This is a genomic window from Tessaracoccus caeni (assembly GCF_029211185.1).
Classification (GTDB): domain Bacteria; phylum Actinomycetota; class Actinomycetes; order Propionibacteriales; family Propionibacteriaceae; genus Arachnia; species Arachnia caeni.
The window spans coordinates 97414-119619 of record NZ_JARGDO010000001.1 but is presented as its reverse complement, the minus strand read 5'-3'; the positions used below and the strand labels follow the sequence as shown (position 1 = coordinate 119619).

Annotated in this window: 19 protein-coding genes and 1 pseudogene; 15 read left to right on the top strand and 5 right to left on the bottom strand. The window is 66.0% G+C overall.

Features of this window, described 5'->3' with window-relative positions:
• Nucleotides 1–13: 13 nt before the first annotated feature.
• The gene (locus P0D62_RS00495; RefSeq protein ID WP_275700654.1) at nucleotides 14–1105 is read right to left on the bottom strand and encodes a sensor histidine kinase; all 1092 of its coding nucleotides are present in this window, start codon (nucleotides 1103–1105) and stop codon (nucleotides 14–16) included.
• A gap of 1292 nt (nucleotides 1106–2397) precedes the next feature.
• Here P0D62_RS00495 and P0D62_RS00490 point away from each other — a divergent pair.
• The 12 genes from P0D62_RS00490 (at nucleotide 2398) to hrpA (ending at nucleotide 15326) form a co-directional block, all read left to right on the top strand.
• The gene (locus P0D62_RS00490; RefSeq protein ID WP_275700653.1) at nucleotides 2398–2991 is read left to right on the top strand and encodes a hypothetical protein; all 594 of its coding nucleotides are present in this window, start codon (nucleotides 2398–2400) and stop codon (nucleotides 2989–2991) included.
• A complete protein-coding gene (locus P0D62_RS00485; protein ID WP_275700979.1) occupies nucleotides 2991–4121 on the top strand; it encodes a peptidoglycan-binding domain-containing protein in 1131 nt (376 codons plus the stop codon). Before P0D62_RS00490 ends, P0D62_RS00485 begins: the two co-directional genes overlap by 1 nt.
• Nucleotides 4122–4127: 6 nt before the next feature.
• A complete protein-coding gene (locus tag P0D62_RS00480) occupies nucleotides 4128–4763 on the top strand; it encodes an ABC transporter ATP-binding protein (protein ID WP_275700652.1) in 636 nt (211 codons plus the stop codon).
• Nucleotides 4760–5854, top strand: coding sequence for an ABC transporter permease (locus tag P0D62_RS00475; RefSeq protein WP_275700651.1), 1095 nt, complete (start codon nucleotides 4760–4762; stop codon nucleotides 5852–5854). The genes P0D62_RS00480 and P0D62_RS00475 overlap by 4 nt, the downstream gene beginning before the upstream one ends.
• A 51-nt stretch (nucleotides 5855–5905) precedes the next feature.
• Complete coding sequence (locus P0D62_RS00470; RefSeq protein ID WP_275700650.1) at nucleotides 5906–6757, top strand: T3SS (YopN, CesT) and YbjN peptide-binding chaperone 1; 852 nt, start codon at nucleotides 5906–5908, stop codon at nucleotides 6755–6757.
• A 287-nt stretch (nucleotides 6758–7044) separates the two neighbouring features.
• Nucleotides 7045–7461, top strand: coding sequence for a hypothetical protein (locus P0D62_RS00465; protein ID WP_275700649.1), 417 nt, complete (start codon nucleotides 7045–7047; stop codon nucleotides 7459–7461).
• 9 nt (nucleotides 7462–7470) lie between these two features.
• On the top strand, nucleotides 7471–8193 hold the full coding sequence (locus P0D62_RS00460; RefSeq protein WP_275700648.1) for an ATP-binding cassette domain-containing protein: 723 nt from the start codon (nucleotides 7471–7473) through the stop codon (nucleotides 8191–8193).
• On the top strand, nucleotides 8190–9410 hold the full coding sequence (locus tag P0D62_RS00455) for a hypothetical protein (protein ID WP_275700647.1): 1221 nt from the start codon (nucleotides 8190–8192) through the stop codon (nucleotides 9408–9410). The genes P0D62_RS00460 and P0D62_RS00455 overlap by 4 nt, the downstream gene beginning before the upstream one ends.
• Nucleotides 9407–10051 carry a hypothetical protein gene (locus P0D62_RS00450; RefSeq protein WP_275700646.1) on the top strand — a complete coding sequence of 215 codons (645 nt, stop codon included), beginning with the start codon at nucleotides 9407–9409 and terminating at the stop codon, nucleotides 10049–10051. The genes P0D62_RS00455 and P0D62_RS00450 overlap by 4 nt, the downstream gene beginning before the upstream one ends.
• Nucleotides 10052–10223: 172 nt before the next feature.
• The gene (locus P0D62_RS00445; protein ID WP_275700645.1) at nucleotides 10224–10622 is read left to right on the top strand and encodes a pyridoxamine 5'-phosphate oxidase family protein; all 399 of its coding nucleotides are present in this window, start codon (nucleotides 10224–10226) and stop codon (nucleotides 10620–10622) included.
• Nucleotides 10623–10635: 13 nt separating this feature from the next.
• Nucleotides 10636–11508, top strand: a complete 873-nt coding sequence (locus tag P0D62_RS00440) for a universal stress protein (protein ID WP_275700644.1) — start codon at nucleotides 10636–10638, stop codon at nucleotides 11506–11508.
• Nucleotides 11484–15326, top strand: a complete 3843-nt coding sequence (hrpA, locus tag P0D62_RS00435) for an ATP-dependent RNA helicase HrpA (RefSeq protein ID WP_406708206.1) — start codon at nucleotides 11484–11486, stop codon at nucleotides 15324–15326. The genes P0D62_RS00440 and hrpA overlap by 25 nt, the downstream gene beginning before the upstream one ends.
• 10 nt (nucleotides 15327–15336) lie before the next feature.
• Here hrpA and P0D62_RS00430 read toward each other — a convergent pair whose 3' ends face one another.
• Nucleotides 15337–15672: a hypothetical protein gene (locus P0D62_RS00430; RefSeq protein ID WP_275700642.1), complete on the bottom strand. Its 336-nt coding sequence runs from the start codon at nucleotides 15670–15672 to the stop codon at nucleotides 15337–15339.
• 462 nt (nucleotides 15673–16134) lie between these two features.
• On the opposite strand from P0D62_RS00430, the gene P0D62_RS00425 reads away from it, so the two are divergent.
• Both P0D62_RS00425 and P0D62_RS00420 read left to right on the top strand, forming a co-directional pair.
• On the top strand, nucleotides 16135–17838 hold the full coding sequence (locus P0D62_RS00425; RefSeq protein ID WP_275700641.1) for a hypothetical protein: 1704 nt from the start codon (nucleotides 16135–16137) through the stop codon (nucleotides 17836–17838).
• Nucleotides 17839–17883: 45 nt separating this feature from the next.
• The gene (locus tag P0D62_RS00420) at nucleotides 17884–18729 is read left to right on the top strand and encodes an acyl-CoA thioesterase (RefSeq protein ID WP_275700640.1); all 846 of its coding nucleotides are present in this window, start codon (nucleotides 17884–17886) and stop codon (nucleotides 18727–18729) included.
• A 61-nt stretch (nucleotides 18730–18790) separates the two neighbouring features.
• Here P0D62_RS00420 and P0D62_RS00415 read toward each other — a convergent pair whose 3' ends face one another.
• Nucleotides 18791–19723, bottom strand: coding sequence for a sigma-70 family RNA polymerase sigma factor (locus P0D62_RS00415; RefSeq protein ID WP_275700639.1), 933 nt, complete (start codon nucleotides 19721–19723; stop codon nucleotides 18791–18793).
• A gap of 260 nt (nucleotides 19724–19983) precedes the next feature.
• Between P0D62_RS00415 and P0D62_RS00410 the strand changes: the two genes are divergently transcribed.
• Nucleotides 19984–21306 carry an RNA polymerase sigma factor gene (locus P0D62_RS00410; RefSeq protein WP_455153211.1) on the top strand — a complete coding sequence of 441 codons (1323 nt, stop codon included), beginning with the start codon at nucleotides 19984–19986 and terminating at the stop codon, nucleotides 21304–21306.
• A 69-nt stretch (nucleotides 21307–21375) separates the two neighbouring features.
• Here the strand turns inward: P0D62_RS00410 and P0D62_RS00405 are convergent, their stop codons facing one another.
• Both P0D62_RS00405 and P0D62_RS00400 read right to left on the bottom strand, forming a co-directional pair.
• Nucleotides 21376–21939 (bottom strand): procyclic acidic repetitive family protein, encoded by a 564-nt coding sequence (locus P0D62_RS00405; protein ID WP_275700638.1) that lies wholly within the window; start codon nucleotides 21937–21939, stop codon nucleotides 21376–21378.
• Between the two features lie 73 nt (nucleotides 21940–22012).
• Nucleotides 22013–22206 (bottom strand): annotated as a pseudogene (locus P0D62_RS00400) (hypothetical protein); the annotation flags it as partial.

Sequence of the window (22206 nt, the reverse complement as noted above, 5' to 3'; positions counted from 1 at the left end):
GTGATGGGAGGCCTTACGCCGGGATGCTGATCCTGGTGGTCCACTGCGATCCTTTCACTCCGACGCTGAGTTCTCCGCCGACCAAGCTGAGTCGCTCCTGCAACCCATCCAGTCCCATGCCCCGCGCAGAGGCAGGAGCAGCAGACTTCTTGAGTCCGTTGATGAACACGCCATCGATGCCGTCCTGGTCAACGCTGAACACTATGGCACATGGCCGAGCGGGATCGGCATGACGCTCGATGTTTGCGCAGGCTTCGCCGACGGCTGAGCGGAGAACCGGTAGGAGGGCGGTGGGTATCCGTGACAGGTCTCCGTCGAAGCTGCTGGCGACGGTGAACCCTTGTTCGGTCAAGGCTCGCTCCGCTTCGTCGATGATCCCCTTCGCATCGGTGGTAGTAGGAAGGCCAGGAGCGGTGGTACCCGGTTCCCGGAGAAGCGACATCATCCATCGCAGTTGGCCCGATGCGCGCTGGATGCCAGCCAGGATGGGCTCAAGATTTGCTGTTGGGTGGCCCTGCTGAATGGCTTGCGCTCGAAGAGAGGCCCTGCTGAGTTCGCGCGCGACGGTGTCGTGCAGTTCCCTGGCGAGCTCGACGCGTTGCTGCTGGAGAGCCGCAGCACGGGCTTTCTCCTGTGCTTGTCGGTAGGCCGTGAAGAAGTCGCCGATGACCCACATAAAGGCAAACATGCCGCCCCAAAGCATCAAGCCCACGAGGATACGCCCCGGGGAGCTCCCCTGGAGTTCCCGTACGACCACCGCGCTGAGAATCGCGCCGTAGAGGACGGTCATCCAGAGTCGCTTTCGTCGTTCGCCACGCAGGCCGGCTCCAAGCACGGGAATTAAGGCCGCATACTCCGCGACCGTGAGCCAGCCCGGCGGAAGTAACACAAGGAGAAGGAGAGTGCTCGCCAGGACGATGCCCCCTCCGGTAGGCCATCGCACTATGCAGGCGGCTGCGGTGTAGGCAACCAGGTCGAGCGCAACTGAGGCAATCTCGCCGTGCGAGAGGTTCAGCAGGGTTGCAAGTGCGGCGCCGGTGACTGCTAATAGCACATCGAGTCGCCCTGAGAGCTGACGCCGTATCTGGCTGTCCGCTGTATCCACTCCTCGGGCCTCCTCCTCGTACCTGACTGCCCGTATGGACAGTTCTTCATCTGCAGCGCTGCCCGGTCGGGTAGACGACGGGGCACCTCCTCGCGCAGCCTCTGACTCTCCTGAAAGATTACGCCTCATGAAAGTGATCGCAACGCTGTGGATGGTGCTGGGGCTGCTGGGTGGTCAAGGTGTCGTTAGCGCGTCTATGTCGGATCCTGCGCCACCACCACCTAGCATATGCCGCTATTTCCCCACCTGGCCAGGATGTCAATAAGGACTCATGTTGTGCTAGTAACGTGACAGGGCCGCTGGTAACTCGGAGGTCGACCAACTAACCCACGAATAACTCCCTAGTGAGCGGTCCTCGAAGCTGTTTGTTGCGAAGTGGTTCCTTGGGTTGGGATGTGGGATCTCCAGGAGTATCGCCCTTGTGGGTGATGCTGTCGCCCTTGGGGCATTCTCAGCTGCCACGAACCGTGTGTTGTCCCTGGCCGGTAGGTTGTTGTCAATTTTAGAAGCAGGTCGAAGAGGTTTCGGTCGAAACTCAGGAAAGGGGAAAGATGTACATCAACAAGATGCTCCGAAGGTTGTGTGCGACTGTAGCAGCCGGTGCTGTTGTTTTCGCAACTGCGCTGCCTGCAAATGCCGACTCTTGGAGTCGAACTGTGGACTGCGGGGTCGGAAAGACGGCGAATATGAGCACGACGACGACGTCAGGAAAGACTGTCGAGCACTACTACAACGGTGTTTTCCGTGGGGCGAAGTCGTCTGGTGGTACTTATGCGACGAGCAAGTCCAATCAGTCCGGAGATGTGAATGCGTTGGCCTGGACTGCGGGTTCGTTCTCTGCGCATACTGCGGGCTGCTACTGCCCGCCTGGAAAGGTCTGTGGATCCTGACTTCGGGCGGTTCTTCTGCTTGCCGCAGGGCTTCGCCTCTGTGTAGTGATGTCGGCTCTGTCCTTGTGAGTGGTCTATGGACGACTGTTTGCCCCGCGACGCCTGGTGGGCGTCGCGGGGCAAACGTCGTGTTCGTATTGAAGGTCTCTGATGCTTGCGGGTGGTCCTGTGAAAGTGCGTGCTGAAATGGGTTGTGGTGATGAGGTTCGCTCGGGCTCGCTGCAGTTCGTCATTCCTGGGACAGGGAATCTGCGTTCTTGGGATGATCGTCTTGTGATTCGTGGTGGCAGGTTTCTCGTTGGCGTGTTGGCGTGCGCGTTGGTCGGCTGTGCGCCTGCCGGGGATACGCCGAGTGTCGCGCCGACGGAGTCGGGTTCGGCCGGTGCCTCGCAGCGTTCAGGATTGCCGAAGAGCTGGGATGAGGCGATGGCGGGTGCGTCGTTCGACGATCTCGTCGAGCGGGCGCGCCGTGATGAGCGTGAGCAGGCCGAGAAGAAGGTGGAGGCGGGGCTGCTGGCGTCGGATCGTGAACTCGATGTGCCGATGGTGCGGGTGGTCTCGTCTAGCGAGTGGGCTCAGGCGATCGTCGGCTGTCTGGCGGAGGCGGGTTTCTCGGCCGAGGGATTTGCCGACGGCTCGCTGAATGTGGACGATGTGCCGCCGGAGCAGGGAGAGGCGTTGAATTACGCGGCCTACCGGTGCAACATGCAGTACCCGATCAACCCGTACCAGCAGATGGCGCTGCCGGAGGAGTCGGCGCAGCTGTTGTATCAGCATTGGGTCGAGGTGAGCATGCCGTGCCTGGAGCAGCAGGGGGTGCAGGTGACGGGGCCGCCGAGCGAGCAGACCTGGCTCGACGCGTGGGCGTTGGGGTCGGAGTCGGCGTGGAGTCCGTATACCTCCGTGGACGCGAGTCCCGACGCCGCGTACCGGGACGGCGTGTATCAGGCGTGCCCGCGCGAGCCTGAGGGCCTCTACCCGAGCGTTCCGCAGTGATGGCCGCCGTGGAGAAGCCGATGGGGAGCGAACGACGTCGCGGGATCGGCATCGTGGTGACGGTGCTGTTGGTGGTGATCGCCGGCGGACTCGGGTGGTGGGCCGGCGGGGTGGCGTTGGCGCCGTCGTCGACGGATGCACCGACGGCTGCGGGGCCGGTGTGGGCCACGTCGAGCGAGGGTTCGGTGGGGCGTTCGTTGCAGTACTCGGTGACCCTGCGTCAGCCGGTGGTGCCGGTGGCGTTCAATGGCTTGTCCGGGGTGGTGACGCAGACTGGGGCCGGTGAGGTCGACCTGGGCGATGTGCTGTACCGGGTAGGAGAGGTGCCGGTGCGGGCGGTGGAGGCGAAGACGCCGTTGTGGCGCGACCTGAAGCGTGATGTGCGCGGCGACGACGTGAAAGCGCTGCAGGAACTGCTCGTGGAGCTGGGACACCTCTCTGGTAAGAGTGACGGAATATTCGACGCTCGCACGGAGGCGGCCGTGAAGGCGTGGCAGAAGGCTGAGCGGCGCGCGCAGTCCGGCGTGGTGGTGCTGGGGGAGCTGGTGGGGCTGCCGAAGCTGCCGGTGACGGTCAGCTTGGGTGAAGAGATCGCGTCGGGCCGGGTGCTGACCGGTGGCGAAGAGGCGGTGCGCGCCCCCACTGGTGCCCGCGAGTTCGTGCTGGCGCTCACCCAGGACCAGGCCCGTCAGGTGCCGTCGGAGGCGACGGTCAAGGTCTCCTTCGAGGAGCATGCGTGGGAGGCAGTGATCCTCGGGTCGCGCTCGGATGAGTCGGGACAGATGGTCTTCGATCTCGCCAGTGCCGAGGGCGGCGAGGTATGCGGCGACGACTGTGGTGCGTTGCCTTTGGACGAGCAGGTGACGCTGCGCTCCGAGGTGATCGTCATACCCGAGGTGACGGGCGTCGTGGTGCCGGTGGCGGCGGTGCGGACCACGCCGTCGGGCCAGGCGATGGTGACGACCGAGATGGGGGAGGTGCCTGTGACTGTGCTCGGGTCCGGGCAGGGGATCGCGGTGATCGAGGGCCTGGAGGCCGGTGTTCGGGTGCAGGTCGGCGTGCAAGACGCGTCGTCGGCTGAGAGCCCGGGCGCGGAGGCCTCGCCCGGTGCGTCCGAGGAAGGGGGGTGATCGTCGATGCTGGCGGTCCAGGATCTGTCGTTTGCTTATCGCAAGGGCGCGGAGGAGTTGTTCGGCGGGCTGGAGTACGCGTTTCGTCCGGGGGCGATGACCGCGATCACTGGGCCGTCGGGGCGGGGAAAGTCGACGCTGTTGTACGTGCTGGGGTTGATGCTCACCCCGACGGCGGGGCAGGTGCTGCTCGGCGGTGAGCCGGTGAGCGCGCTGCCCGATTGGCAGCGGAGCCGGTTGCGGGCCACCCGGATCGGGTTCGTATTTCAGGACGCGGCGCTGGATCCGTCGAGGACGATCCTCGATTCGGTGCGTGAGCCCGCGCTGTACGCCGGCGGTACCCCGGCGCAGATTGAGGGCCGCGCCCGTGAGTTGATGGATCAGATGGGGGTGGCGGCGCGCGCCGATCATCGGCCGGGCGAGATCTCCGGTGGGCAGGCGCAGCGCGTGGCGGTGTGTCGTGCGTTGATCACCGATCCGGCGGTGGTGCTGGCCGACGAGCCCACCGGCAACCTCGACCGTGCGAACGCGGAGGAGGTGCTTGGCGCGCTGTCGGAGGCGACGGGCGGATCGCGGACGGTGGTGATCGCCACGCATGATCCGTTCGTGATCGAGCACGCCGATGAGGTGCTGGCGCTGTGAGACCGCTCGTCCTGCTGCGCGAGGCGGCCGCTACCGCGTGGGCCAGTAAAGTTCCGTCGGCTCTGGTGAGCCTGCTGGTTGCGGTGATGGTGGCCACCACGCTCGCGACGGTGGGGCGCAGCGCGGCAGCGGAAGAACAGCTCAACGCCCGCATGGACCAGGCCGGCTCGCGGCTGCTGGTGGTGCGCGACGCGCAAGGCAAGGCGTTGATCGGTCCCAGCATCGTGGAACAGGCCTCCGGCCTGTCGGTGGCTGAACGCGTGATCGGCACGCTGGCCGCGATCGATCTGGTCAATGGCGTGGTCGGCAGCGGTGGCGCTCGGGTGCCGGCGTGGGGAATCGTCGGCGACTTCGCCGATGCGGTCACGCTCACCGCCGGTCGCTGGCCGAACCCGGGAGAGGCCCTCGTATCGACGACGGCGCAGCAGCAACTCGGGATGATCGAACCCTACGGGTGGGTCACCGAGCCCACATCCAACGGCGGCGAGTACGCCGTCGTTGGCGCTTTCCAGGCCAGGGAACCCTTCGGTGACTACGACGCCGGCGTGCTCTACCACCCCGGTGCGGTTGATACCGACACGTTGTCGGTGATCACGCGGAGTCCGCATCAGGCGGCGGCCGCCCAGGCTCTGGTGCTCGCGCTGATCGCGCCCAGCCGGATCGAGGACGTCCAGCTCACCTCGCCCATCGGCGTCGCGGAGCTGCGCAACCAAGTGGTCGGTGACCTTGCCGGCTACAACCGCACCCTGCTGATCGGCGTGCTCAGCGCGGGCGGGCTGCTCACCGCGATCGTAGTGCTCGCTGATGTCCTGGTGCGCCGCAAGGATCTCGGCCGACGCCGTGCCCTGGGCGCGAACCGGGCGACGATCGTCGCGCTGGTCACCGCACGGACAACCGGCCCAGCACTGCTCGGCGCCGCACTCGGGGTGGCGGCCGGCCTGGTGCTCACCACACGTCTTAACGCGGTCCCGCCGGCCGGTTTCGTCGTCGCTATCGCGGTGCTCGCGCTGCTTGCCGCGATCGCCAGCACCATCCCACCCGCGCTCTACGCCGCCACCCGAGACCCTGTCACTGTGCTCCGCACCCCGTAGTGATAGGTGGGCCGGACCGCAGCTGTAACACCGGCCTGATACGTTCGACTCGTGGAGGACTGGCACGACTTCGATTTCGACGAGACCAACCGACTGGCCTGGCGGGAGTTCAGCGCGCGCCTCGACGAGGTGCTCTCCGTCATGGACGACACCTCCGACCTGACGATCTCCGTCACCGGAAAGCCGGATCTCGGGGTGCGGTTCTCCTACCGCGACGGCAAGGTGCTCGCGACGCTGCTGGAAGGCGGTCTCACCGCGGCCTGGAACGTGCTGGGCTGGCGGTCGCCAGACGACGACTGCGCGTTGTTCCACGCCACGGTCGATCAGGACAACACCACCGAGCTGGCCTCAATGGCCACGCGCACCCTCGCCGGGCCGATGGGCGTGCTGCATCCCGTGTTCCTGGAGCCTGATCAGTTGGCCGAGGTGCTGCGCGGCAACGCCGACTGGGCGACCCCCGAGGAGGAGCGCACCGTCATCGGCGTGATGCCCGAGACCCAGGCGGAGTTGGACCGCTTGGTCGACGCCGAGCTCGCCGACATCATGGGCTATCCGGCGCTGAGGGACGCGCAGGGCGACGTGGCGATCCGAGTCGGCTCAACCGTCGTCTTCCTGCGCTCCACGCCCGATTGCCAGGAGCTCGTTGTCTTCTCGCCCTTGGTGCATGATGTCTCCGGCCGCTCGAGGGCCTGTGAAGTGCTGAACGACCTCAACGTCGAGTCGCGTTATGGCCGGTTCGCGCTGCACCGCGACCGGGTCTTCGTGCAGTTGTCCGTGCCGGCCAACCCCTTCGTCCCGGCCCATCTGCGGCACGCACTCCGCGTGATCGCCCACATCGCCGACGGCATCGACGACGAACTGGCCGGTCGCCTCGGCGGCCGCACGACCTTCACCGCCGAGTAACACCACACGCTCTTCTAGCCCGGTCGAGCCACCCCATGAAAGATCGAGGTTAGGGCGACGCTCCGGTTTCCTCCCGACGCCGGTGCCCGTGGATCTCTTGGCGTTCATCTGGATGCCGATAAGTCCACGCCTGTGGCACCTTGTCTTAGTGGGCAGGATTGCGGCGATCCGGTTGCCCGAACAGACAGGTTTGCGTTGTTGGCATTGACGCGCATGACGCTATTGGTCTTCAGTTTGGTTTTGAGGCGCCGAGTCGCGCCTGTGAAGTACGGTAGAAAGGATCGTTTATGCATGCATCGAAGCGGATCGCGGTATCGTTCATTGGTGGGGCGATTCTCGTCGGAACCGGCATCGCTTATGCCGCGTCTGGTGACTTTGTTCGGGGCCCCGGGAGTGTGGTGTTCTACTACAGTCATTCATCGGGGAATGCCGACGGAAACAAGGTGACGGGAAAGTCCAAAATACGGCAGTGCCTTGATGCGCCTGGATCCAAGGCGAAGGTTCAGTTTGTCTCGGAAATCCGGCGTCACCGGGCAATTCTTGCTGATCCGGTGCTGCAGACAACGTCTGCCTACTATTCGGATGCCAAGAAGACCACGTCATACGTGACGACTGACTCCAGCTTGAAATACTACCCCAACGTGACGTGGAACTACACCTCCGCGAGTGGGCCTGATGCGAACGGTTACGGCGAGTTCTGCTAGCGTGACGCAATGATCCTTTCATCCGGGGTGAGACATAGCTACAAGCAGGTTCTTGCCCTTGGGGACATATCGTTGTCGTTGGAGTCGGATCGGGTTGCGCTGTTGGGGCCCAATGGTGCGGGCAAATCGACGTTCCTGAAGCTGATCACCACGATCCTGCCGTTGCAAAGCGGTCATCTGGAGGTCGACGGGATCAGCCTGAATGACGCCCGGGGGCGCAGTGCGGCGCGGGGCCGGTTCGGGTATGTGCCGCAACGGATGGATCTCCCTGGGGCGTACACCGTCGAGGAGTTCCTGGCCTACGCGGGGTGGATGCATCGATGCTCGGACTTGGAGCCGGCGGTGACGCGGGCGTTGGAGATGGTGGACCTTGCGGATCGCCGGTCCTCCCGAATCAAGACGCTCTCGGGTGGCATGCGTCAGCGCGTGTGCATCGCCCAGGCTCTGGTGCATGCCCCGAGTGTGGTGGTGGTCGATGAGCCCACCGTGGGTCTGGATCCGCAGCAGCGTTCGCGGCTCAGAACCTATCTGGCAGAGCTGGATTGCCAGTTGTTGTTGGCGACGCACATGGTCGACGATGTTGCAGGCCTGGCGGAGGAGGTCGTAGTGCTCGATCACGGCCGCGTCGCGTTCCATGGTCCGATCGCCGAACTGTGCGACGGCGGGCCGGTGACGGCGGAGAGCGTCGAGCGCGGCTATTTGCGTTACGTGGATCCGAGCGAGGATGCATGAGTAGCCCATCCGTCCGCGAGCGAGGCCGGTTGTTGCTGCTGGAGGCTGCGACCGGCCCGCTGCTCGCCGGCGGTGCTATCGGTCTCGTGATTGCGATAGCAGTGTCGGGGATGACGAAGCTCGATGGCACCTCGTGGCCCGACCGGACGACGCTGGCACCCCTGGTATGCCTCTTCACCGCCCCGCTTCTCGCCGGAGCGGTGTGCCTGCAGGTGAGCGGCCGCTCGTCGGGCCTCGGCGACGTGGCTCGCTCCAGTGCCTCGGGCCGCTACTTTCCGGCGCGGACGGGGTGGGCCGCCGGCTCGCTCTGGGCGGTGGTAATCGCTGTGGCCCAGATCCTGTCGTCCACCCTGGTGAGGCTTCCGCTGGGGGAGCCGTTCACGCTTCGAATGCTGCTTCCCTGGGTCTTGTGCGCGCTTCTTCTGTTGGCGGCTGCCGCAATCGGAGCGGTGATCGGCGCACATGTGGAGGGCTTTGGCTGGTCCGCCGTCATCGCGCTGGGCATCTTCTCCTGGCTGTACGGGACGGTGATGCTGGACGGGACGTGGTGGTGGTCACTGCTGGCTCCGCTCGATGCCAGCACCTACTTCGCGCCGTACAAGCATCCGGGCTTAGGGCCGTTGCTGCTCCATAGTTGGGCGTGTGTCGCGGTGCTCGCCGGCGTTGGTGCCACTCTGGCGAGGCGAACACGGTGGAAGGCACCTTTGGTCGCGTCTAGCGCCCTCGCCCTCGCCGTCGCCATCGGAGCTGGGGCCTATTTCGGGCCGTCGCGGATCGAGAACCTACCCCTGACGGAGCCACCGGTCTGTGAACAACGGGATCAGACGACGCTCTGCGTGTGGCCGATGATGGGCGACGCGCTGGAGCCGCAACTTCGGGTGCTCGCGCGGGCCCGCTCGTTGGCGGCCGAGTACTGGGCGGCTCCAGCGGTCTTCGCCCAGGATGGCTTGCCCGAGTCTGTCGAAGGGCGACGGATCTATGTCTTGGACGTGGCGGACCCGGAGATCCTCGCCGACGAGGCGATGTTCGCGGTGCTTCCTCAGTGTGACGCCACGCGTGAGGGCGAGCAGGCCTCGGCGGACATCGCCGCCTGGTTCAGCGCTCGGGTGACGGGCCAGTGGTGGCCGGACAGCGTCGAAGCGATGGTGATGGATCTGCCCGAGTCGGAGCAGGCCGAGTGGGTCGAAGAGACGTTGCGTGCAGGCGGATGCCGATGAGCGCTGACTTGCCGGCTGACTCCCCACAGAGAAGCCTTCGGCGACGGCTGGCTCACCTCCCGTGGACCCGAGCGGGCGCCGTGCGAGTACTCGTTCCCGTGGTGGCTGTGCTCGCACTCGTTCAGGCGAGGCTGCCCGCGACGATGATCGCCCCGCAGCTGCGGGCGTTGGAAGCCACCGATGGCCCGGTGGCGCTACTGTTTGGCACCGTTGTCGGGATCGCGGCGGCGTTCTGCGTTGTCGAACCGTCCGACGCGGTCTGGCGGATGGCCGTGCCCACTCGCCGTTTAGCCGGCCAACTGAGGGTCGTGATGCTGGTGGGTCTGTATCTCGGAATCATCGCCGTCGAAGCCCCTGGACAGGTCGCCGCCAGCACGGTGGTTGTTCTCACCGCGACCAGCGAGGCACTGCTCTCCACCGTTGTCGTCGGCTATCGGATGGCGTGGGTGGTTCCCGGGCTCCACGCGGCGCTGTCCGGACTGCTCGGTGCCCGGCTCTTCGGCGATCTTGCCTGGTGGGCATGGCCGGCACGGCCGGACCCGTCAGTCGGCAGCGTGGTGCTCGGCGTTGTGGCCTTGCTTGCGGGCCTCGTGGTGGTTCGGCTCCGCGGAACGGCCGGCTCACTGCCTCGACTCGGCTAGAGCACAAGGGGCTGGCTGTTCCGTTCTCGGGCTCGAGCCCCCTGGTCTCGCGGAACTAGTCATGTCTCAACGAGGGGCGGTGGGAACCAGACGGAAAGGCAAAGTAACAATCTGGCTGCGGCGCGGCGCGCTATCCGCACACGTGACGGCCGGGGGCGACTACGCTGGAGGCATGACCAACCACGACGCGGTGACCTACTTCGAGGTGCTGGACTCGGACGAGTGCCTGAACCTTCTGATGTCGGCAGAACTCGGCCGGATCGCCTGGCAAGGCGAGTTCGGATTGTCCGTCGTGCCGGTGAACTTCCGGTACGTCGACGGGCAGATCGTCTTCCACACCAAACCGGGCACGACCCTGTCGAGACTGACCGATCCTGCCGAGGTCGCCTTCCTCGTCGACGACATCGACGCGGAGGAAGCCTTGGGATGGTCGGTTCTGGTTCGCGGGCTCACCGGACCCGCACCAGAAGGCAGCCAACCCGCATCCTGGCTCGTGGATGGCCGCACCGCAGGCATCGCCATCGATCCCCGTACCATCGATGGGCGAGTCGTCTCTGGCGTACGTCGCTGAAGGGAGAACGCAGATGAACGAGTCCAACAGGCCACTGATCGTCACCGGTGTCGACGGCAGCGAGGACGGCCTTCGCGCCGTCCGCTTCGCCGCTCGTGCCGCGAAGATGGTCGACGGCGAATGTCTCTTCGTCAACGCGGTCGATGACACCTTGATGGCCGGCGCCTGGGGCGTCGTCTACGACCCCGAGGTGCTGCAGGAGGCCGGAGTCACGGCCAACGAACAGGCCAAGATGGAGGCCATCAACGAGGGGCTTCCGGAAGACCGGATCCGCACAGAGGTGGTCATGGGCACGCCTGGCGGCGTGATGTCGAGGCTCAGCGAGATGGCCGACCTGGTGGTGGTCGGCCGACGCGCCGTCTCCGGGCTGGAGCGGATGTTCGTCGGCTCCACCAGCGTCTCGGTGGCGGCCAACGCATCGTGTCCCGTCGTCGTGATCTCGGCGGCAGCTCACCCGCCCCGCGTGGGCGGGCGTGGCCTCGTCGGCGTCGGCGTGAACACCAACCCGGGCTCGAAGTCGACGCTTGAGGCCGGCTTCCGCCAGGCTCAGCTGCTCGGCGCCAAGCTGGAGATCGTGCATGTGCTGCAGCCGCCCGTCGGCCTGTTCTCCAGCAAGCTCACGCCGGCCCAGCTCGAGGATCAACTGTCCTTCACCCGGGGAGGCATCGAGGCGATCACGGCGCCGCTGCGGGAGAAGTATCCGGACGTCGAGAGCGTGATCGACGTGGTGGCCGACAGCCCCATCAACGAGCTGGTCTCGCGCAGCGCCAACTACGATCTGCTGGTGCTGGGCGTCGGGGAGTCGAGCATCCCGGGCTTCGCGCTGGGCGGCTTGATGCGAGGCCTCATGGCCCACGCGCTCTGCCCGCTCTACATCGCCAAGTGAGCCGTCCGGACACCCCGGCGATAGAGGTCGATCCGAACCTCCCCATCGCGGCGGAGGCCGATCGGATCGCGCAGTTGATCCGCGACCACCAAGTGGTGGTGGTCGCGGGCGAGACAGGATCGGGCAAGACCACCCAGCTGCCCAAGATCTGCCTGCTCGCGGGCCGAGAACGCATCGCTCACACCCAGCCGCGACGCATCGCCGCCCGGACGGTGGCGCAGCGCATCGCGGAAGAATGCGGCACCGAGCTCGGCAGTTTCGTCGGCTTTCAGGTGCGGTTCAGTCGGCAGACGTCGGCCGATACCCGGATCAAGGTGATGACCGACGGCATCTTGCTGGCCGAACTCACCCACGACCGCGAACTGCGGCGCTACGACACGATCATCATCGACGAGGCCCACGAGCGCAGCCTCAACATCGACTTCTTGCTCGGCTACCTCAAGCAGCTTCTCCCGCGCAGGCCTGAGCTGCGGGTGATCGTCACCTCCGCCACCATCGACACCGCGCGTTTCTCCGAGCACTTCGACGACGCGCCTGTCGTCGAGGTCAGCGGCCGAACCTACCCGGTGGAGGTGCGCTACCGCCCTCCCGCCGAGGACCAGGACGAGTTCGACGCCATCGCCGAGGCCGTCGTGGAGCTGCTGACGGAGCCCGGCGGAGGCGACATCCTGGTGTTTCTGAGCGGCGAGCGGGAGATCCGCGACGCCGCCGACGCCATCGCCGGTCTCGACCTGCGCGACGTCGACGTGCTGCCTCTGTTCGCGCGCCTGTCCGCCGCCGATCAGAACAAGATCTTCCAGCGCCACTCGCGGCGACGCATCGTGCTGGCCACCAACGTCGCCGAGACCTCGATCACGGTGCCCGGAATCCGCTACGTGATCGACGCGGGCACCGCCCGCATCTCGCGCTACTCCGCCCGCACCAAGGTGCAGCGGCTGCCCATCGAACCCATCTCCCAGGCGTCCGCTAACCAGCGTGCCGGGCGCTGTGGCCGCCTGGGACCGGGCGTTGCGATCCGGCTGTACGACGAGGACGACTTCCTGGCGCGCCCCGAGTTCTCCGACCCCGAGATCCTGCGCACCAACCTGGCCACCGTCGTGTTGCTGATGGCCGAGTCTGGGCTGGGTGACATCGAGTCCTTCCCGTTCGTCGAAGCCCCCGTCGTGTCGCAGATCAACGACGGCATCCGGGTGCTTCAGGAGCTGGGGGCCATCCAGCGACGCGATCGCCGCGGCGTGCGGCTCACCCGGATCGGCCACACGCTCGCGCGGATGCCCGTCGACCCGCGGCTGGGCCGGATGCTGATCGAGGCCAACACACGCGGCTGCCTGCGCACCGTCATGGTGCTGGTGGCCGGGCTCACCGTGCCCGATGTGCGCGAACGCCCGGCCGAGTTCCAGGCCCAAGCCGACCAGAGCCACCGGCGTTTCTGGGCGGCGTCCTCCTCCGCACCAACGGAGCCGGAGTCCAAGGAGCCCAAACGCCATACCGCGCACACGGGAACCCGCAGGGAGACCGAGGCGACCGCGCCCTCCCTGGAGGGCGGCGACTTCGAGGTGCTGTTCAACATCTGGAACTACCTGCGGCAGCAGCGCAAGGATCTTTCCGGCAGCGCGTTCCGTCGGATGTGCCGCGACGAGTACCTGCACTTCCTGCGCTTCCGGGAATGGGAGGATCTGGTCTCCCAGCTGCGCGAAGCCTGCAAGGAACTGGACCTCAAGCCTCAAGGCGACGGCGCCATGCCGGAGGTGCTGACGTCGCTGCTGTCCGGTCTGCTGTCCAACGTCGGCCTGGCCGAGCAGGAGCGCGCCCAACGTCAGCCCGGGCAGCGTCAGAAGGGGCGGGGTCGCCCGCTCACCGAGTACAACGGCGCTCGCGGCGCTAAATTCGCCATCCAGCCGGGCTCCGCGCTGGCGAAGTCGACGCCACCGCTGGTGATGGCCTTCGAGTTGGTCGAGACATCCCGGCTCTGGGCGCGCACGGTGGCGCCGGTGAAGCCGGAGTGGATCGAGCAGGTGGGCGGCCACGTGATCACCCGCACTGTCTCGGAGCCGCGCTGGTCGAGCCGTACCGCCACTGTGATCGCCAGCGAGCGGCTCACGCTGTTCGGCGTGCCGATCGTCGCTGGTCGTCGCACCAGCTACGCCGCCGAGCATCCGGTGGAGGCGCGCGAGATCTTCATCCGCTCCGCCCTGGTGGAGGGGGACTGGCGCACCAACAGCAAGCTTCTGGCCGCCAACCGGGCAGCGCTGGAGGACGCGGCCAAGCAGACCGACCGGATGCGCCGGCCCGACCTGCTGATCTCCGACGACACCCTCTACGCCTTCTATGACGCCCGCATCCCCAGCCATGTCGTGTCCGGGGCGAGCTTCGACAAGTGGCTGCGCGGCCTGAAGCCCGACGAGTGGCCGAGGCTCACCGTCGACGATTGCGTCACCGACCCCACCCAGCTGCGCGCCTCCGACTTCCCCGATCGCTGGGTGATCGGCGGCCACAAGCTGCCGGTGCGCTACGTCTTCGATCCCGGAGCCGGTGCCGACGGTGCGACGGTCACGGTGCGCGTCGAGCTGCTCAACCAGCTGAGCGGTGCGCCCTTCAGCTGGCAGGTGCCGGGGCTTCGTCGAGAACTGGCCACCGAGCTGATCCGCTCGCTGCCCAAGGCGGTGCGCACCAGCTTCGTGCCCGCGCCCGACTTCGCCGCCAAGGCGCTGACCTGGCTGCAGGAACGAGGGGAGATCGGAAAGGGCAGCTTCACCGAGGCTGTGGGACGGGCGCTGTTGGCGCTCACCGGCACCCGCGTCGAGCCCGGCCAGTGGCATCCCGAGACGGTGCCCGCGCATCTCCGGCTCGCCTTCCAGGTGATCGACAACGGCCGCGAGATCGCCCGTGGCGACAACCTCGACGAGCTGCGTGAGCGCCTCGTCGCGAAGATCTCGGCCAAGCTCACCGCCTCAGCCGGCGGTCTCACCGCCACGGGGCAGACGTCGTGGACCTTCGGCACGGTGCCCACCGAGACCACCGTCGCCAAGGGGGTGCGCGGCTACCCGGCGCTGACCGACGAGGGGGCCTCCGTCGGTCTGGTGGTGCTGGACACCGAGTCCCGGGCGCGTCGCTCGCATATCCATGGCGTGCGCCGGCTGCTCACGCTCACCAACCCCGATCCCATCCGCTGGGTCGTGTCGCACATGACCATGCAGGAGAAGCTGGCGCTGGCTGAGTCGCCCTACCCGACGGTGCCGGATCTGCTGGCTGACGCCTGGCTCAAGGCGTCGGAGCAGCTTGCCGAGGCGCATGGGCCTGCCGTCAAGGTGCGCGACGCCAAGGCCTACGACGCGTTGGCCCTGGCCGTGCGTCAGGAATGCGCCGACCAGACCCGTCGGGTGATGTCGATCGCGGCCTCGGCGCTTACCCACGTCTCCGCAGCCCGGCGTTTACTGGAGCGCTGCCCGCGCGGGGACGAGACGGCCGCCGACGTCACCGCACAGCTCGACGATCTGTTCTTCAACCGGTTCATCTCCGCTACGCCCGACCCCTGGTACCAGCACCTCCCACGCTACGCGGAGGCGGCGACGCTGCGGTTGGAGGCCGCTCTGGTCAACCCCACCAGGGACCGGCGCGCCCAAGCGGAACTGGACGACGTCGAGCAGGCCTACGCGGACCTCACCGACGCCCAGCCCGCGGGCCCGCTGAGCCCCGAGGTGGAGGAGATCGCCTTCTTGATCGAGGAGCTTCGCGTCAGCCTGTTCGCGCAGCGCCTGCGCACTGCGGTGCCCATCTCGCCCAAACGCGTCCGCCAGGCCATCCGCGCCGCCGGCTGAGAGGTGCGGGCTAGGCTTCCCTGGGCAGTTCGGAACTGAAGTCGAACTCGATGGGGATGTCTCCGACGACCGCGGCGGCCGTAGCCCGAAGCTCGTCGAGCTTCTTCTCGGATGGCTTCCCATCCGCCTCCAACACCGCTAGCACGATCCTCTCCGGATCGTTGTGGTAAGCCGCCCCGAATACCAAGGGTTCGTCCTCGAACGCCTTGAGGACTGCGAGTTCCATCTCCGTCCGCCCCTCGAAGCTCTGCTGTGTTGCCGACGGCGGGGAAGTGGGGTTGCCAGGCACCGCCGGAGACCCACAGGCGCCGACCATGATGCTCGTAGCAAGCAGCGCGATGGTCATAAGACTGCGTCGAAGCGGCGGGTTGGGCGTCATCTGTCTGAGTTCTCCGCGTCGTTGGGGTGATCGTTCGGACGAACCTAGAGCGACCCCACAGCGATGTCAAGAGTCAGACGAATCTTGCCCACCGCTCGGGCCATCCCCACAGGGGTTGACTGACGCTAGCTTGGCCTTAGGCCGGCGTCGCGAGCCAGGACGATGGCAAGTGGCTTCTTCGATCGTTCCGCTCCGGGGTGTCCCGTCGAAAGGGACACTCGCACCGAAACCGGGAGAAGGAAGCGAGTGAGATCTCCGTCGATCCATACCGCTATTCCTGGGGCCGGATCACGGGATCCGATGCGCGCTGATAGCGTTCGTTCTAGGGGTCCAGCACGGTTGCTGATCCCTGCGATTCAGGGGGATCTCATGACACATGGTTTGTCGGCTTGGCGTGCATGTTCGGGTGCGAGGCGCATCGTCGTTGCGATGCTGGTGATGGCATTGGCCTTCGTGGGGCTTGGCCCCGTGCAGGCGGACGCGGCCTCGAGGTTCAGGACGACGCCGACGCCCGCCATTTCGGGCACGGCCAAGGTCGGCTCGACGCTGAAGGTCAAGGCCGGCACCTGGAAGCCGCGGGCCAGCGTTGAGGTCCAGTGGTTGCGCAACGGGAAGAAGATCAAGGGCGCGACGCACAAGTCGTATACGTTGACGCCGTCGGATGAGGGCAAGAAGATCTCCGTCACGGTGACCGGTATGCGGCGGGGATACAAGGCGGTGTCGAAGACCTCGAGGCAGACCAAGTCGGTCGCGCAGGGCGCGCTCACGACCGCGACGCCGAATATTGTGGGCACGTTCAGGACCGGCGAAGAACTGAACATGAACATCGGATTCTGGGGCCCCAAGGGCGTCAAGACCACCATTCAATGGCTGAGGAATGGCAAGGCGATCCAGGGGGCAACCAAGCAGTCCTATACGCTCACCGCCGACGACGCCGGCAAGAAGGTCTCCGTCAAGGTCACGGGAACGAAGAAGGGATACAAGACGGCTTCCAAGACCTCGAAGGAGGCCAAGGTCGGACCCGGTACGTTGGTCGCCGACGAGGTGACCTTCGACAAGGCCGATGACCACCTGTTGACCGGCGACAAGCTGACGGCGTTGCCACGAGAATGGATGCCCAGCGGAGTCTCGTTCAGCTATCAATGGCTGCGGAACGGCAAGGCGATCTCCGGAGCAACCGGCAAGAGCTATGTGTTGACCACCGCAGACGAGCGCGCGATGGTGTCGGTGAAGGTCATCGGCTCGAAGAAGGGCTTTGAAACCAAGCAGTCCACCAGCAGGGCCGTTCGGGTGAATGAACCGGGAGACGTGTCGCTACGCACGATCGAAGACCCTTATCTGCGTTACTGCATCGAGCGGGAGCTCGACGTTCAAGATGGCGTGCTCCCCTTGGCGGAGCTCAACGCAGCCACTGAGCTGAACTGTAAGGCCGGCCATATCTCGAGTCTGAAGGGCTTTCCGAAGTTCCCTCACCTCGTCGAGTTCGACGCGACGCACAACTTCCTGACGTCGGTCGACGGGCTGCCTGCTCTGCCGCGTCTGGAGATCCTGAACCTGCAGGGCAACCGAATCGTCGATCTGGACGCCTTGCCTGCTCTTCCTGAGCTGCGAGGACTGTACCTCTTCAAGAGCGAGATCAAGAGTCTCCGCGGGCTTCCCGAGCGGACCCCCAAACTCGACAACCTGATGGTGCAACTGGGCGGCGAGGACGTGGACCTCTCCGTCTTTCCCGAGTTCGGACAGTGGCAGCAACTGACGATCTTGTCGATCATCCATAGCGACGTCGCGCGACTCGATGGGCTGGCGTCGATGCCGCAGTTGAAGCAGCTTGGCGTGGTGACGTCCACATTGGCCGATGTGACGGGGATGCCTGACCTGCCACACCTCTCCACTCTCGCGATCACGGACAGCAAGCTGACGTCGCTCGACGGTTTGCCGGAACTCGCTCGGCTTGAACACCTGATCGTGTTCGACAACGAGATCTCGTCTGTGTCTGGCCTCGCCAGTCGCACAGGACTCAAGGATCTGCGGGTGTACGGCAATCCGCTTACGGACATCGACGCCGACAAGGCCGCTTTGCAGCCGTTGGCCGACGCCGGATGCGAGATTCAGTGGAGCAAGCCTGCTGCGTAGACATCGGAGATCGACCAGCGTGGCCCGCGGTGCCATGATGGGCGGGTGCCACGAGACGTCGACGACCTGCTCTCCCTTTTCGAGCTGAAGCAGCTGGGCGAGAACACCTGGATGGGTCCGCAGCCGGACACCCTGCTGCAACGGCTGTTCGGGGGTCAGGTATTGGCTCAGACGCTGGTCGCTGCGTCAAAGACGGTGTCCGACGATCGGCTGCCGCACTCCCTGAACGCCTATTTCCTGCGCCCGGGTTCGCCGGACGAGCCGTTGGTCTTCGAGGTGGAGCGCACTCGCGACGGCAACACCTTCTCCAACCGCCGGGTGACCACCACGCAGGGGAGCAGGGTGATCTTCGCGATGACCGCCTCCTTCCAGGCCGCCGAACCCGGCCTGGACCACTCCGCGCTGGAGCCCGGCGACTACGTGCATCGCCCACCGGAGGACTGCCCGTCGCTGGGCGAGATCTTCGTGGAGCGGTTCGGGGCGGCGTCGCCGATTCTTGCGGAATGGGATGCGCTCGACGTGCGCCTGGCCGGGCCACCGCGCCGCGTTGAGCGTGGGGGATCGATGAAGGCGTGGGTGCGCACGCGCGACGTCATGCCCGACGATCCGATGCTGCACCTGGCGACGCTGGCCTACCTGAGTGACATCACGCTGCTGAGCGTCTCGACGGTGCCCCATGAAGTGGCGTTCCTGTCGCCGAAGATGCAGATGGCCTCCGTCGACCATGCCATGTGGTTCCACCGCCCGGTGCGCGTCGACGAGTGGCTGCTCTACGACATGGATTCCCCGTCGGCCTCCAACGCACGAGGCTTCTCGACGGGCCGCCTCTTCCAAAAGGGCCACATCGTCGCCTCGTGCGCCCAAGAAGGCCTCATCCGTCTTCTGGGCTAACCCGCCAGACATAAAGACGCCCGGCCCCACGTGAGTGGGACCGGGCGTCGTCGGTCTGGGATCAGGCGGCCAGGCCCTGGGACTGGCGCATCTTGGCCAAGGCGAGGCGCTCGATCTGACGCACGCGCTCGGCGGTGATGCCCCAGTGGCTGCCGATGTCGGCCAGCTTGGCCTGGCGGCCGTCGAGCAGGCCGTAGCGACGACGAACAACATCCTGGGAGCGCTCGTCCAGCGAGCCCAGCATGCCCTCGAGACGGGCACGATCCTCGGCGTCCAGCACCAGCTCGTCGGGGCCCGGGGCGGGCTCCCGGGCGATCAGGTCGCCGAGGGCGGTGTCGCCGTCGGCCTCGACGGGGGCGTCGAGCGAGACGTGGTCGCGGGAGTAACGGATCAGGTCGACGACCTTGCCCTCCTCGATGCCCAGCTCGTCGGCGATCTCGGCGAGCTCGGGGTCGCGTCCCAGCTGGCGCTCCAGGTTGCGGCGCACCGCGGAGACCTGGTTGACCTGCTCGGCGACATGCACGGGGAGCCGGACGATCCGACCCTGCTGCGCGATGCCGCGAGAGATGGCCTGACGGACCCACCAGGTGGCATAGGTGGAGAACTTGAAGCCCTTGGCGTAGTCGAACTTCTCGACCGCGCGGATCAGGCCGGTGTTGCCCTCCTGAACCAGATCCAGCAGGGGCATCTGAGCCCTGCCGTATTTGCGGGCGACGGAGACGACCAGTCGCAGGTTCGCCTGGATGAAGCGCTGCATGGCGCGCTCGCCCTCGGCGACGATCTCGCGCAGTTCCTCTTCAGTGGCCTCGACCGAGGTCTCGACCTCGCCGCTCAGGATGTTCTCGGCGAAGACGCCGGCCTCGATGGTCCGAGCCAGTTCGACTTCTTCAACCGCGCTGAGGAGGGGGGTCTTGGCGATGGCGTCCAGGTAGAGACCCACCGCGTCCTTGCCGTCGATGCCGTCGGTGTTACGGGTTCGCACAGATATACTCATTGATGACCCTTTCAAACTCTCATCCATCACAACGCGCGACGAGGCGCTGTGGTTCCCGGTCTGGGCCAGTTCTTGGCGAATCAGGGTGGGATGAGACCTAGGTATGACCCCTAGTCCGCCTTAGGTGCGGGAAATTCATGGATCTGGGTGGGTAGACAGTTTGAGTAAGGGGTAGCTGCGTGACAAGATGGGGGACGCGGCTCTTGACCAACACGGGACGAGTCGCGCCCAAATTCCCGTCGGCTGTTGGAAGGAACGTTGTGACGGAAGGTCAGAACGAGAAGAAGCCCGCCACCCGGACTACTCGGAAAGCGCCCGCCAAGGCTCAGGCGGCAACCGCTGCTGCAAAGGCACCGGCGGCAAAGCGGGCGACAACCCGTTCCACCGCGACCAAGGCCGCTCCGCGCAAGCGAGCCGCCAAGGCGAAGGGCGACGAGCCCACCATCGCGCAGGCCTCCACCGGGGAGGTCGAAGTGAAGTTCCAGCGTGAGGGCGACGACGTCGTGCTCACCGTTGGCGGCAAGAAGCGTTCGCTGGACGAGGTCGACGAGGGCCAGTTCAACGAGGCCAAGGAAGCCGTCCTCGAGAAGGAACTCGTCGAAGAAGAGGGCTTCGCCCTCAGCGACTCCGACGACGCCGACGAGCCCGAGCAGCAGGTCGTCTCGGCCGGCGCCACAGCCGACCCCGTCAAGGACTACCTGAAGCAGATCGGCAAGGTTGCGCTGCTCAACGCCGTCGAAGAGGTCGAGCTCGCCAAGCGCATCGAAGCCGGCCTGTTCGCAGAGGAGCGGCTCAACTCCGTCGAGGTGGTCGTCGACGCCAACGATCTCGACGATCTGGAATGGATCGCCGAGGACGGCCGCCGTGCCAAGAACCACCTGCTCGAAGCTAACCTTCGCCTGGTGGTGTCGCTGGCCAAGCGGTACACCGGACGCGGCATGCTCTTCCTCGACCTCATCCAGGAGGGCAACCTCGGCCTGATCCGTGCGGTCGAGAAATTCGACTACACCAAGGGCTACAAGTTCTCCACCTACGCCACCTGGTGGATCAAGCAGGCCATCACCCGAGCCATGGCGGATCAGGCGCGTACCATCCGCATCCCGGTGCACATGGTGGAAGTCATCAACAAGCTGGCCCGCGTCCAGCGCCAGATGCTGCAGGATCTCGGTCGCGAACCCACCCCGGAGGAGCTGGCGCTCGAGCTGGACATGACGCCCGAGAAGGTCGTCGAGGTGCAGAAGTATGGCCGCGAGCCGATCTCGCTGCACACCCCGCTCGGCGAGGACGGCGACTCCGAGTTCGGCGACCTGATCGAGGACTCCGAGGCCGTGGTGCCCGCGGACGCCGTCAACTTCACCCTGCTCCAGGAGCAGCTGAACGAGGTGCTCGACACCCTGTCCGAGCGGGAGGCCGGCGTGGTCTCCATGCGCTTCGGCCTCACCGACGGCCAGCCCAAGACCCTGGACGAGATCGGCAAGGTGTACGGCGTCACGCGTGAGCGGATCCGTCAGATCGAGTCGAAGACCATGTCGAAGCTGCGCCACCCGTCGCGGTCGCAGGTTCTTCGCGACTACTTGGACTGATCCCGCACGAAACAACACCGCGGCCCCCGAACCTTCAAGGTTCGGGGGCCGCGGTTCATTTCCGTCGGCTTACCAGCGGAAGCACCGCCACTTGCCCGTGAGGATGTCCCAGTAGGGCAGGTTCGGCCACGTGCACGTCGGCGGCTTGGGCGTGGGTTCCGGGTCGGTCGTCGGTTCCGGGTTGGTCGTCGGTTCCGGGTTGGTCGTCGGTTCCGGGTTGGTCGTCGGTTCCGGGTTGGTCGTCGGTTCCGGGTTGGTCGTCGGTTCCGGGTTGGTCGTCGGTTCCGGGTTGGTCGTCGGTTCGGGGTCGGTCGTCGGCTGCGGTTCCGTTGTTGGTTCCGGGTTGGTCGTCGGTTCCGGTTCCGTGGTGGGCTCGGGCTCCGGTTCCGTTGTGGGTTCCGGGTCGGTGGTCGGTTCCGTTGTGGGTTCTGGTTCCGTTGTGGGTTCCGGGGCGGTCGTCGGTTCCGGTTCCGTGGTGGGCTCGGGCTCCGGTTCCGTTGTGGGTTCCGGGTCGGTGGTCGGTTCCGTTGTGGGTTCCGGGTCGGTTGTCGGTTCTGGATCCGTAGTGGGTTCCGGATCGGTTGATGAGCCGTCGCATGGCTCGCCCGAGTTGCCTCCCCACCAGTCAGGCATGGGGCCGAGCCAACTCGGCCAGTGCTCCGGAAGCGCGTTGGGCCACAGACTACGGACGAGGATCCACAGCGGATCATCGGGATCCACCGGGATGCAGGGCTCCGTGGTGGGTTCCGGATCTGTGGTCGGCGTCGGTGTGGGATCTGTGGTCGGCGTCGGTGTGGGATCTGTGGTCGGCGTCGGTGTGGGATCTGTGGTCGGCGTCGGTGTGGGATCTGTGGTCGGCGTCGGTGTGGGATCTGTGGTCGGCGTCGGTGTGGGATCTGT